The 13,132-nt window shown below is 72.2% G+C and carries 5 protein-coding genes; all 5 read left to right on the top strand.

What is annotated here, in order from left to right; translation table 11 throughout:
- The first annotated feature begins 290 nt into the window (after window positions 1-290).
- The 5 genes from eccCa (at window position 291) to BJ998_RS32865 (ending at window position 13,125) form a co-directional block, all read left to right on the top strand.
- Window positions 291-4,229 carry a type VII secretion protein EccCa gene (gene eccCa / locus BJ998_RS32845; protein ID WP_184867199.1) on the top strand — a complete coding sequence of 1,313 codons (3,939 nt, stop codon included), beginning with the start codon at window positions 291-293 and terminating at the stop codon, window positions 4,227-4,229.
- A gap of 76 nt (window positions 4,230-4,305) precedes the next feature.
- A complete protein-coding gene (gene eccD / locus BJ998_RS32850; RefSeq protein WP_184867200.1) occupies window positions 4,306-5,790 on the top strand; it encodes a type VII secretion integral membrane protein EccD in 1,485 nt (494 codons plus the stop codon).
- 3 nt (window positions 5,791-5,793) lie between these two features.
- On the top strand, window positions 5,794-7,134 hold the full coding sequence (eccB, locus tag BJ998_RS32855; protein ID WP_184867201.1) for a type VII secretion protein EccB: 1,341 nt from the start codon (window positions 5,794-5,796) through the stop codon (window positions 7,132-7,134).
- A 1-nt stretch (window position 7,135) separates the two neighbouring features.
- Window positions 7,136-9,988: a hypothetical protein gene (locus BJ998_RS32860; RefSeq protein WP_184867202.1), complete on the top strand. Its 2,853-nt coding sequence runs from the start codon at window positions 7,136-7,138 to the stop codon at window positions 9,986-9,988.
- Entirely contained in the window at window positions 9,985-13,125 is a 3,141-nt protein-coding gene (locus BJ998_RS32865; RefSeq protein WP_184867203.1) for a right-handed parallel beta-helix repeat-containing protein, read from the top strand. Before BJ998_RS32860 ends, BJ998_RS32865 begins: the two co-directional genes overlap by 4 nt.
- Window positions 13,126-13,132: the final 7 nt, after the last annotated feature.

The raw sequence follows: 13,132 nt of genomic DNA on the forward strand, positions 1-13,132 counted from the left end.
ACCGGGTTACGGAACAGAGACTCGACGCAAGACAAACGGTACGACATTGTTGTGATGTACTTCTGTGCTGTGTTGTCGACATCGTCGAAGAACCGTTGCGAAGTTTCACCTGATCACGGCCTCATGCCGCTCTTGCAGGGAAGTTGGCCATGTCGATCAACGCTTGGACGTGGGCGATGAGGGACCTTAGGGCACTCATCACTTACCTATGACGCCTGTAGTACAACAGCGACTCATCGGCTCACATAGCCTTTGAGAAGCGTGCCGCCGCTAGCCATGGAGTCAGACTGATGAGCATCGTGATCGTCAAACGATCGCAGCGCGTCGCCGGTCCTGCCCTGCCGACCGGAGAGGTGGAGCTCGCCGAGCCCCCCGTGCTCGGCGAGCCCGCCAGTCTCGACTTCAGCTCGGCGATGGTGTACCTGCCGATGGGCCTGGGCAGCGCGGCGATGGTGATGATGTTCTCCATCGCCGGCAGCTCGCCGACCGTGTACATGATGTCCGGGATGATGGGCGTCTCCATGGTCTCCATGAGCGTCACCCAGATCGGGCGCCAGGGTATGGAGCGCAAGCGCAAGATGCGCGCCGAGCGCCGGGACTACCTGCGCTACCTCGCGCAGCTGCGCGGCCAGGCCCGCGCCGCCGCCGACGAGCAGCGGGCCGCCACCCGCTGGGACAATCCCGAACCTTCCTCACTTTGGTCGCTGATCTCGGGCCCGCGCCTGTGGGAGCGCCGCGCCAGCCACGAGGACTTCGGCCGGGTCCGCATCGGCCTGGGCGCGCAGCGCGCCGCGCTGGAGTTCATCCCGCCGCGCACCCGTCCGATCGAGGACCTGGAGCCGCTGACCGCGATCGCGCTGCGCCGCTTCATCCGAGCCTTCCGCACGGTCGGCGACCTGCCCATCGCGGTCGGTCTGCGCAGCTTCACCAGCGTCGAGTTCGCCGGCGAGGCCGGTCCGGTGCTGGCCCTGGTCCGCGCCATGCTCTTGCAGCTGGCCGTGCTGCACTCGCCGGACGACCTGAAGATCGCCATCCTGACCGACGAGCCGGGCAGCGCCGAGTGGGACTGGTGCAAGTGGCTGCCGCACGTCACGCACGCCACCATGCGCGACGGCGCCGGCCCGCTGCGCCTGGTCTCCGACGACCACGACACGCTGATGGACCTGCTCGGCGCGGCCGTCACCGACCGCCCCGACTTCGACCGCACCGTGCCGCCCGGCCCGAACGAGCCGTTCCACGTCGTGGTGGCGCACCGGGTGCAGATCCCCGAGCACTCCCGGCTGCTGGACACCGGCCTGCGCAACGTGGTGCTGCTGGACGTCACCGGCGCCATGCACGGCGGCCCGGACGTGCTGCGGCTGACCGTGTCCGGCGCCGAGGTGGAGTTCCCGGCCGGCGAGAACACCGGCAAGGCCGTGGTCGACGCGGTCAGCGTCACCGCCGCCGAGAACGTGGCCCGCCAGCTGGCCCCGATGCGCACCAGCGGCACCGTCGACCTGGTCGAGCAGCCGCTGGAGAGCAACTTCGACCTGACCGCGCTGCTGGGCATCCGCGACGCCCGCACGTTCGACGTGCAGGCCCAGTGGCGGCCGCGGCGCAACCAGAAGGCGCGGCTGACCGTGCCGGTCGGCGTCACCGAGAGCGGCGAGGTCGTCGAGCTGGACATCAAGGAGTCGGCGCAGGGCGGCATGGGCCCGCACGGCGTGCTCATCGGCGCCACCGGCTCGGGCAAGTCGGAGTTCCTGCGCACGCTGGTGATCGGCCTGGCCGCGACGCACTCGTCCGAGGTGCTGAACATGGTGCTGGTCGACTTCAAGGGCGGCGCCACGTTCATGGGCATGGACAAGCTGCCGCACACCAGCGCCGTGATCACCAACCTGCAGGACGAGCTGCCACTGGTCGACCGCATGCAGGACTCGATCAGCGGCGAGATGAACCGCCGCCAGGAGTTCCTGCGCCAGCACGGCTACTCCTCGCTCTACGACTACGAGAAGGCCAGGGCTGGCGGCGCGCAGCTGGCCCCGTTCCCGGTCCTGTTCGTGGTGGTCGACGAGTTCTCCGAGCTGCTGTCGTCCAAGCCCGAGTTCATGGACCTGTTCGTGCAGATCGGCCGGCTGGGCCGGTCGCTGGGCGTGCACCTGCTGCTGGCCTCGCAGCGCCTCGACGAGGGCCGCATCCACCGGGTCGAGGGCCACCTGTCCTACCGGATCGCGCTGCGCACCTTCTCGGCCATGGAGTCCCGCAGCGTCATCGGCGTGCCCAGCGCGTACGAGCTGCCCTCGGCTCCCGGCCACGGCTTCCTCAAGATCGACACGACCAACCTGGTGCGGTTCAAGGCCGCCTACGTCTCCGGGCCGTGCCCGGACGGCCCCGGCGAGTCCGCCGCCGCGCAGAGCCGGGCCGTCGGCGAGGTCGCCCCGTTCGGGCTGCTGCCCGGCCGCATCCGCCGTCCCGAGGACGACGAGCCGGAGCAGGTGAAGGAGGAGCGCCTCGAGTCGGCCAACGACGACGAGGACAGCCTGATGGAGGTCCTGATCGACCGCCTGGTCGACCAGGGCCCGCCGGCCCGCCAGGTGTGGCTGCCGCCGCTGGCCGCCTCGCCCAGCCTGGACGAGCTACTGCCCGGCATCGTGCCCGACCCGGTGCGCGGCATGACCGCGCTGGACCACCCGGCCACCCGGTCGCTGCGCGTGCCGCTGGGCATCGTCGACCGCCCGTACGAGCAGCTGCGCGAGCTGCTGGTGGCCGACCTGTCCGGGGCCAACGGCCACGTCGGCCTGGTCGGCGCGCCGCAGTCCGGCAAGTCGACGCTGCTGCGCACGCTGATCCTGTCGCTGGCCCTGACCCACACGCCCGACGAGGTCCAGTTCTACTGCCTGGACCTGGCCGGCGGCGGTCTGGTCTCCACGGCCGGCCTGCCGCACGTGGGCTCGGTGGCCACCCGCCTCGAGCGCGACCGGGTGCTGCGGACCATCGAGGAGATCTCGCAGGTGCTGGAGCGCCGCGAGCAGGTGTTCGCCCAGGCCGGCATCGACTCCATGGTCGCCTACCGGCAGGGCCGCACCACCGGCCGCATCCAGGACCCCAACGGCGACGTGTTCCTCATCGTCGACGGCTGGAGCACGCTGCGCTCGGACTTCCCCGACCTGGAGCCGCGGGTCAACGAGCTGGCCTCCCGCGGCCTGGCCTTCGGCGTGCACGTGGTGATCGCGTCCAACCGCTGGTCGGAGATCCGGCCGGCGACCCGCGACCCGTTGGGCACCAAGCTGGAGCTGCGGCTGGGCGACCCGGTCGAGTCCGAGCTGGGGGCCCGCGTGGCGGCCAGGGTGCCCGAGCAGCCCGGCCGCGGCCTGACCCACACCAAGTTCCACTTCCTGGCCGGCCTGCCCCGCATCGACAGCTCGTCGGCCACCGACGACCTGACCACGGCGACCAAGGCGGCGTGCGAGGAGATCGCGACGTTCTGGGGCGGGGCGCGCGCGCCCGAGGTGCGGATGCTGCCGACCCGCCTGCCCATGGGCGACCTGCCGGCCCCCGAGGGCAGCCGGTTCTGCCTCGGCATCGACGAGCAGCGGCTCGCGCCGGTGTGGCACGACCTCGAGCAGACGCCGCACCTGTCGGTGTTCGGCGACACCGAGACCGGCAAGACCAACCTGCTCAAGCTGATCATCCGCAACGTGGTCAACCGGTACAGCCCGGCCGAGGCGCGCATCCTGCTCGGCGACACCCGCCGGCAGCTGCACGACGACGTGCCGGAGCCGTACCGGATCGGCTACGCGGTCGACGCCGACGCGCTGACCGACCTGATCGCCAACGCCGGCGTCTCGATGACCAAGCGCATGCCGGGCAAGGACATCACGCCGGAGCAGCTGGCCAAGCGGGACTGGTACTCGGGGCCGAAGCTGTTCATCCTGGTCGACGACTACGACCTGCTGGTCAGCGGCGGCAGCATGGCCTCGCCGACACAGCCGCTGATCCCGCTGCTGGCCCACGGCGCCACCATCGGCATGCACGTGGTGATCTCGCGCAGCACCTCCGGCGCGATGCGGGCGATGATGGACCCGCTGCTGCGCCGCATGTGGGAGCTGGGCAACCCGGGCGTGCTGCTGAGCTACCCCAAGGAAGAGGGCAAGTTCCTCGGCGAGGCCAAGCCGCGTACGCTGCCGCCGGGCCGGGCCCAGCTGGTGACCCGCCGGTCCATCCGGCTGTTCCAGAGCGGGGCCGCGTGATGCCCGTCACCTCGCGTCATGACCAGAACCTGAGCACGTCTCACTCCCGGCACGGATCCTCGACAGGAGCAGCAGAATGAGGCCCACGGACGCGATCGGCGCGGACGCGTCGTTCCCGGCCACGCCGCACGGGACCATGGTGGCCGTCCAGGACGCCCCCGTCGAGCAGGTGCCGCTGGCCGGTGGCGCCGGCGCCGCGGACCTGTGCCGCATCACCGTGCAGGGCCCGGACGGCCGCGCCGACCTGGCCATCCCCGCCGCGGCCACGTTCGGGCTGCTGCTGCCGGTGCTGGCCCGTCACGTCAACCGGGGCCAGGACGAGGGCAAGGACTGGGTGTTGCAGCGGCTGGGCGAGCCCCCGCTGGACCTGGACGCCACGCCGGAGCAGGCCGACCTGCACGACGGCGACGTGCTCTACCTGCGCGCGGCCGAGGCCCCGATGCCCGAGCTGACCTACGACGACCTGGCCGACGGCGTCGGTGAGGCCATCGCCGCCCGTCCGGACCGCTGGCGGCCGGCGTCGACCCGGCGGATCTTCCTCGGCCTGGCCACGCTGACCGTGGTCGTGCTGGGTGTCGCCACGTTGTTCGCCGGCGGCCCCGGTGGGCTGCTGGCCACCTACTGCGGCGTGATCACGCTGGCCCTCGGCGGTGGCGCGGTGGCCATCCACGAGATCACCGCGGACCGCCCGCTGTCCTACGTCGGCGGCGTCGCCGCCTGCGTGTTCGCCGCGGCCGCCGGCCTGATCGGCCAGCAGGACGTGGCCGACGTGCTTGCCCCACAGCCGTCCGGGGTTCTGCTGTCGGGTATCTGCGTGGTGCTGGTCGCGGCGGCGCTGGCCGCCGCGACCAGGGGCGGCATCGCCGTCTATGGCACCGCCGGGCTGCTCGGCATCTGTGGCATCCTCGGCTCGGTGCTGCTCACCGGCACCTCGGCCGACGTGCCCGGCGCGGTCAGCATCGTCGCCGTCTTCCTGTTCCTGTTCGCCACCTTCGGCGCGCGCATCGCGGCCCGGCTGGCCCGGCTGCGGGTGCCGAACCTGCCGCGCACCACCGAGGAGCTGCAGACCGACATCGACCCGGCACTGGCCAGCCAGGTGGCGGCCAAGTCGGCGGTCGCCGACGGCTACCTGACCGCGGTCATCGTCGCCGCGTCCGTCGTGTCCATCGTGGACTGCCTGGTGCTGGTGCGGATGGTCGACGGCTGGATCGGCTGGGTGCTGCCGCTGGTGTTCGGACTGGCCGCGCTGCTGCGGGCCAAGTCGCTGCTGTCGGTGTGGCAGCGCGGATCCACGGTGTGGGCCGGCGCGCTGATCGTCGCCGCGGTGGTGTTGAACTACGCCTTCTCGCTGTCCCCGACCGGCCGCATCGGCCTGCTCGTCGGCGTGCTGCTGGTCGTGGTGGCGCTGGTGATCGGCGCGTGGCGGCTGCCGCAGACCCGGCTGCTGCCGATCTGGGGCCAGGTCGGCGACATCGCCGAGCTGTGGACCGCGATCGCGCTGGTGCCACTGCTGCTGGTCGTGCTGGACGCGTACCACTGGTTCCGGGCGCTGGCGGGCTGAGGCATGCAGAGTCGACGCGATCACGTCCAGGCCTACCAGTTCGTCACCTCGCGCCTGGCCAGTGCCCTGACCACCGGCGACCCCGGCCGCGGCGAGCCGCCGCTGCGCCGGTCCTCGCTCGGCCTGATGTGGGGCGTGCTGGTCGCGGTGCTGCTGTGCCTCGGCTTCGCGGTGTACGGCCTGATCGTGCCGGGCGGCAACACCGACTACAAGAAGGCCGGCGCGATCGTCGTGGAGAAGGAGACCGGCAACCGGTACCTCTACCTCGACGGCGTGCTGTACCCGACGCTGAACACCGCGTCGGCCATGCTGTTCTACGCCGGCAGCAACCAGACCGGCCAGTTCACCCCGGTCTCCCGCAACTCGCTGGCCGGCGTGCCGCACGGCCCGGCCGTCGGCATCCCCGGCGCGCCGGACTCGGTGCCGCAGGCCAAGGACCTGGTCGGGCCCGAGTGGTCGCTGTGCGCGGCCCCCGGCGCCACCGCCCCGTCCCTGGTGATCGACATCGACCCGAACACCCCGACCAAGGGGCTGGACGACGACTCCCGCTACCTGGTGCAGGGACCGGACCTGGTCAACTACGCGGTCTGGCGGGACCGCATCTTCCCGATCGGCTCGCACACCGCGCTGGTCGCGCTGGGGTTCGGAGACGTGCCGCCGACCAAGGTGCCGATCGTCTGGATCCACCAGCTCGAGCAGGGCCCGACCCTGGACGTGCCGAAGATCCCCGACGCCGGTCAGAACTTCCAGGACGGGCTCAAGGTCGGCGACCTGGTGCGGGCCGACGCGGGCGGCACGCCGCAGACCTTCGTCGTGCGCAAGGACGGCGTCGCCCCGGTCAACCCGACCGCGCTGGCCCTGCTGCTGGGCCAGCCCGGCGCCGCCCAGCCCAAGCAGATCAGCACGGCCGAGCTGGCCACGCTGCCCGAGTCCGCCGACCACACGCTGTTGCAGGGCACGCCGAACCTGGTCTCCGCCCGCAACTTCATCGCCGACCAGGCGATGTGCGTGCTCCAGCACTCCCGTGGCGACGTGGTGGGCAAGGGGGAGCTGGTGATCGAGCCGCTGCCGGTGGTCGCCGGGCGGATCTTGATGAACGTGCCGCCGGGGCGAGGCATGCTCGCCGTCGCCGAGCCGGCGCCGTCGCAGGCCAACAACCGGACCTACTACCTGATCACCGACCAGGGCGAGAAGTTCCGCGTGGCGCAACAGGCCTTCGGCCCACTCGGGCTGGGCAACGCGCCGGTCGGGGTGCCGAAGGAGGTGCTGGACGCCATGCCGTCCGGCCCCGACCTGGTGATGGGCAAGGCCGTGTTGACGGCGAATCGCGGAGGAGGGCAGTGACATGATGCTGGGCACGAGGTTGCGTACCTGGGCTGTGGGCACCACTTCCCAGAACACGGCACTGCCACAGGTGGTCGCTGTCGACGCGGGTCACGCCATGCTGCTGCACCTTGAGGGGCACCTCAACCAGCGCGCGCTGGCCTTCGCCCGAATGATCGCCAAGGACCCCGACCACACCGTGGTCGTGGTGGACGTGCCGCCGGACGGGCCGATCGAGCTGTGGCACGCCGTCGCCGCGCTGCTGGGCCGCCGTCGTGGTGGGTACCGCCTCGTGCTGGGCAAGCACTCCCGGGACGCCGCCGTGATGACCGGCCAGTGGCTGGCCGAACGGCTCAACGTGCCCGTGCTCGTGCCCGACGGCGACGTCGTGATGGCGCCCGGCGGCGCGCTGTTCAGCTCCGCGCTCAAGGGCGTCGGTTGGGTGCTGTTCAAGCGTGGCCGCGCACCGCAGCACGACTCACGCCGTTTTCCCGTTCCGGAGTGGACGTTCCCGGGCACCGAGCAGATCTGGCAGCCCGGTCCGGTCAGTGTGGTCGAGCCGTTGCCGTCCGGCGTGTGGATCCGGCCGCTGGAATCGGCCGACGACCAGCGGGCGCTGCTGATCTCGGGTTTGGTGCCGCGGCTGGACCTGATGACCGTGGTGCTGGGCTCGCCCAAGTCGCGCCCGGTGCCGATGAGCGAGATCGCCCGGTTCTGCCACTCGGTGCCGCCGGAGAGCCGCGACCGGCTGCGGTTCGTCCAATACGGACCGGTCGAGACGCTGCGTTCCTCGGTGGGGCAGGCGCTGGCCGACCAGCTGGGCGCGCCGGTGACCTTCCACGCCGGCATGCCGTCCACCGCCGGCACGCTGCACGTGGTGTCCCCGGAGGGACAGCTGGGCTGGCGCTCGTTCGCCCGCGAGCTGCGCTACCAGCCGCGCGCCGCCGCGGCCGGCCGGATCCTGCCGCCGCAGCTGCTGTCCCACGACAGCCCGATCGACGGCGCCACCGAGCTGTCGCCCGGGGTGTACTGGTACGCCAACGACGCCGTCGTCGAGATCGTCCAGAGTGGACTGTGGCTGCGGCCGCCGGTGGCCCCGGTCAACGCCGAGTTCGTGCGCACCGCGCCGATCGACCCGCGGCACGCCGCCGTCGTGTTCGACACCACCACGCGGCACCTGTCCGAGCGCATGCACAAGCTGGCCGGCGACCTCGTCGGCGCCCTCGACCCGGCGATGCGTCGCATGTTCCGGGTCCTGCCGGCGTCGGCTCTCGCCGCCGGCAACCACGTTCCGACGTTGCCGGCCGCGCGCGGCATGGTCGTGGAGACCGTGCCGGGCCGCTGGACCGCCGGCTCGACCGTGCAGCTGCCCGTGGACGCCGGCGTGGAGCAGATGGCACCCCAGCTGTCGCTGCCGGCGCTGCCGGCGGCTGCGGTGGACGCCCCGGTCGAGGCCACCCAGGTGGTGTCGGCGGAGATGATCGAGGATGCCGACGTCGTCGAGGACGACGAGCTGGACGCGCCGACCGTGCACGTCCCGTTCACGGCCCGGGTCGCGCCCGCCGAGAAGGCACCGGAGAAGGTGACCGAGAAGGCGGCCGAGCCGGTCGCCGAGGCCCCGGTGACTGAAGCCCCGGCGGTCGAGGTCGAGGTTGTCGAGGCGGACGAGCCCGAGGTCGTCGCGACCGCCGAAGCCGAGGTCGTCGGGCCCGACGTCGTTGCGACCGCTGAGGTTGCCGAGCCCGAGCCAGAGGTCGAGACCGCCGGGCCGGTGATCGAGTCGCCGACCGACGCCGCACCCAAGCCGATCCTCACCGCGGCGGTGGACGCGCCGCCGGCGGCGATGCCGTCCGGGCTGCGCCTGGAGTCCTCGGTGCCGGACTTCGGCATCGACTTCGCCGCCATCGCGGTGCCGGCCCCGGCGCCGGTCTCCGCGACCGCCGCCCCGGCCCCGGCGGCCACGCAAACCCCGTCGCCGCAGGAGATCCTGGAGCCTGAGCCGCTGCCCGCCCCGAAGCCGGAGCCGGCCCCGGTCGCGGCGGCCGCGGCGGCCGCGCCTACCCCGGCCAAGCCGGCCACGCGGGTGGCCGTGCAGCCGGTGCCGGCGGCCAACGCCTGCGCGGTGCCGCCGGCCCGGGCGCTGACCGAGGAGCGGGCCTGGCTGCGCAAGACCCTGAGCTCCCAGTACGACGTGGCCGCCAGCACGGTCGGCCGGATGCTGTCCCAGGTGCCGGGCCTGCGTGTCGGCGTCGACGCCGACGAGGTGCTGGCCGACCTGGTCGCGGTGCGGCTGTACCTGACCGGCGACGCCGCCGGTGTGGACGAGGCCATCCGCTCGGCCACCCCCGGCCCGCACGTGCCGCTGGCCCGCGTGGTCAGCTCCGGCCTGAAGCGACTGCCGTCCTACCGTGGCGCCACCCAGCTGTGGGCCGCCGCCGGACCGTCCGAACTGGACTGGTACCGCAATCGCCTGCTGGTCAGCGAATGGGCCTTCCTGACCGCCACCATCAACGGCCGGCCGGCTGCGGCGGGCGAGGTGGAGTTCCGGGTGTGGTCGATGACCGCGCGCCGTACCCAGCTGATCGACCCGTCGGTCGCCGACCAGGTGCTGTTCGTGCCGGGCACCAACTTCAAGGTGCTGGACGTGCGGGCCGAGCCCACCCCGGTGGTGCTGCTGCGCGAGCTGTCCAGCGCCGAGATCGGCGAGGACGGCAAGGTCAACACCGGCCGCAGCATGTTCGACGACCTGGCTCTCAACGGCCTGGACCAGGCGGCCGAGGCGTGGGCCGAGTCCACCGCCAAGGACGCGGCCCGGCCGACCGCGAGCGCCCCGCCCGGGCTGCTTTCCGTCACGTTGGAGAGGACGAGCGCATGACCCGCCAGGTCCTTCAGGTGCCGGGCGCGTTCCGGACCATCGCGGAGGCACTGACCAGAGCGACCAACGGGTCGGTGATCAACGTTGCCGCCGGTCGCTACGAGGAGTCCCTGGCCATCACCGGCGTCGTCACGATCAACGCCGAGGACGGCCCCGGCACGGTCCGGCTGCACTCGGCCACCGGCAGCACGCTCGTGGTGGCCGGCGGCGCGGTGCAACTGTCCGGTTTGGACATCACCGGCGACGACGCCGAGCTGCCGGTGCTGGACGTCCGGCACGGCGAGGCGGCGCTGGACAACTGCCGGGTCGGCGGCGCGGCGTGGACGGCCGTGCTGGCCCGGCAGACCGGCGTGCTGGCGATGCGGCAGTGCCGTGTGCAGAACCCGACCGGCGCGGGAATCGTGGTCACCTCCGTGGGCAACAGCTCGGTCGAGGAGACCGTGATCGCGGAGGTCGGCTCGTCGGCGATGGTCGTCGCCGAGCAGGGCCGGGTGCAGGTGCGCGGCTGCGTGTTCGACCGCGTCAAGGGCAACGGCCTGTGCGTCAACGGATCCGGCGTCGGCCAGGTCGAGGACACGAAGATCGTCGGCGCCGGCAAGCCGGCGGTCGTGATCGAGCAGGACGGCCGCGCCGAGCTGACCCGGGTGTCCATCAGCGACAGCGCCAGCCTCGACGCTTACCTGACCAGCGCCGGCGCCGTCACCCTGACCGACTGCACGTTCACCGGTTCGGGCGGGCAGTCGGTGCACATCGCCAACGGCGCCAAGCCGGCGCTGCGCGGCTGCACCTTCACCGCCGCCGCCCGCCAGGGCGTGCACGTGACCGGCGGTGCTTCCCCGCTGATCGAGGGCTGCACCATCACGGAGAGCCCGATCGGCCTCCTGGTCGACGCCGCCGCCGACCCCAACGTGAAGATGCTGACCGTGACCAAGGCCGAGCAGTCCTCGGTTCTGGTCAGCGGCGGCGGAAAGCCCCGCATCGACGGGCTTTCGGTGACCGGCGGCGTTCGGGTCGTCGACTCCCGCATCGACCTTCGCCGGGCGCTGGTCGAGCTGGACAGCGGCGTCGGCGTGGCGCTGGAGGGCTCCTCCACCGGCCGTATCGACGAGCTCAGCGTGCGCACCGGTTCCGGCGCGGGTCTGCTGCTCACGGGCAACGCCAACGCTTCCGTGACGTCGGCGGCGGCCAAGGGCTGCCCGATCGAGATCGGCTCCGGCTGCCTGCTGACGTTGGAGGCCAGCGAGGTCTCGGAGGTCAACGGGGCCGGCATCGTCGTCGCTGACGGCGGTACGCTGCGCGCGACCCGCTGCCGCGTGCACCACAACTCGGGGCCCGGTATCGACGTCCGGGGCAGCGGAGTGTCCGAACTGGACAACTGCGAGATCTTCGACAACGAGGCCGTCGCCCCGCCGGCCCCGGCTCCCGTGGCCCCCGCCCCGGTCGTTCCCGCGCAGCCGGAGCGCACGCCGGCCGCCCCGGCCGCGAAGCCGGAGCAGCCGCCGCTGCCGCAGGCCGAGGAAGCGCAGCACCGCGGCGACGGCCCGCTGGCCGAGCTGCACAGCCTCGTCGGCCTGGACTCGGTGAAGGCCGAGGTCACCGGCCTGATCAACCTGAACCGGATGGCCCAGCGGCGTGAGCAGTTGGGCCTGCCGATGCCGTCGGTGAGCCGGCACCTGGTCTTCGCCGGCCCGCCCGGCACCGGTAAGACCACGGTCGCCCGCCTGTACGGCTCGGTCCTGGCCGAGTTGGGCATCCTCCGTGAGGGCCACATGATCGAGGTGGCGCGGGCCGACCTGGTCGCGCAGTACATCGGCGCCACCGCGATCAAGACCACCGAGGTGTTCGAGAAGGCGCTCGGCGGTGTGCTGTTCATCGACGAGGCGTACACCCTGACCTCGCAGTCCGGCGGCTCCGGCCCGGACTTCGGCCAGGAGGCCGTTGACACGGTGATGAAGCTGATGGAGGACCACCGGTCCGACATCGTGGTCATCGTGGCCGGCTACACCGACCAGATGGAGCAGTTCCTCGCCTCCAACCCCGGTATGGCCTCCCGCTTCACCAAGACGGTGGAATTCCCCAACTACACGGTGGACGAGCTGGTCACCATCGTGCGGGGAATGGCGGCCAAGCACTACTACGAACTCGACGACGACGTGCTCAACGCGCTGCACCGGTACTTCGACAAGACGCCCAAGGGCAAGACGTTCGGCAACGGCCGCGTCGCCCGCCAGCTGTTCGAGTCGATGATCTCCACCCAGGCCTCCCGGCTGGCCATGACCGGCGGCGCGGACAACGAGCTGTCCCGCTTCGCCGTCAGCGACGTGCCGCTGGCCGAGGGCGACGACGGCACCGACACGCCCGAGGACAACCTGCCGCCCGGGGCCAGCGCCCGCCGACTGTCCACTTTGGTCGGCCAGGCCGCGGTCAAGGAGGCGCTGTTGGCCCGGCTGACCGGTCTGCTGGCGCTGAGCCGGCGGCGGCAGCCGCTGGGCGGACTGGCCAACCTGGTGCTGGACGGCCCGTTGGGCACCGGCCGCCGCACGGTGGCCCGGCTGTTCACCCGCTCGCTGTCCGAGCTCGGGCTGCTGGCTTCCGGTGTGGTCACCGAACTTCCGCTGTCCACGGTGCCCGGACGCCACGACGGCCAGGCCGCCGTCCGGGTGCGGGCGGCGCTGGACGCGGCGGCCGGCGGCGCGCTGCTCGTCGACATCGACCCGGCCTTCCTGCGCCGGTCCGACGAGGAGAAGAACCGCGTGGTCGCGGCCGTGCACGAGGTGCTCGGGGCCGCGTCCGACACCGTGCTGCTGCTGTCCGGGCAGCAGCAGCTGATCAGCGCACTGCTTGGCGGACGGTCCGAACTGGCCGCTCGCTTCGCCGAGCACGTGCGCTTCACCGACTACTCGCCGGCCGAGAAGGCCGAGCTCGTCCTCCGCTGGTGGAACGAGAACGGTTGGCAGGCGGGGGAAGGCGTCGTGGCGGCGCTGGCGGCCGGGGCAACGGCCGGCGGCGTGCGCGAGGCGCACCAGTTCGCGGCGGCGGTCGCCGCGAACGCCACCTCAAGGACGGTCACCACGGCCGACCTCGACGGCGTCATGCCGTCGACCGAGGAGCGCAAGGCGGTGCCCGTGCCGGCCTGAAGCGGCA

The sequence above is a fragment of the Kutzneria kofuensis genome, from assembly GCF_014203355.1.
Taxonomy (GTDB): domain Bacteria; phylum Actinomycetota; class Actinomycetes; order Mycobacteriales; family Pseudonocardiaceae; genus Kutzneria; species Kutzneria kofuensis.

Coding starts and splice junctions, on each gene's coding strand:
- eccCa (WP_184867199.1), top strand. CDS start 291: ATGAGCATCGTGATCGTCAAACGATCGCAGCGCGTCGCCGGTCCTGCC.
- BJ998_RS32865 (WP_184867203.1), top strand. CDS start 9,985: ATGACCCGCCAGGTCCTTCAGGTGCCGGGCGCGTTCCGGACCATCGCG.
- eccB (WP_184867201.1), top strand. CDS start 5,794: ATGCAGAGTCGACGCGATCACGTCCAGGCCTACCAGTTCGTCACCTCG.
- eccD (WP_184867200.1), top strand. CDS start 4,306: ATGAGGCCCACGGACGCGATCGGCGCGGACGCGTCGTTCCCGGCCACG.
- BJ998_RS32860 (WP_184867202.1), top strand. CDS start 7,136: ATGATGCTGGGCACGAGGTTGCGTACCTGGGCTGTGGGCACCACTTCC.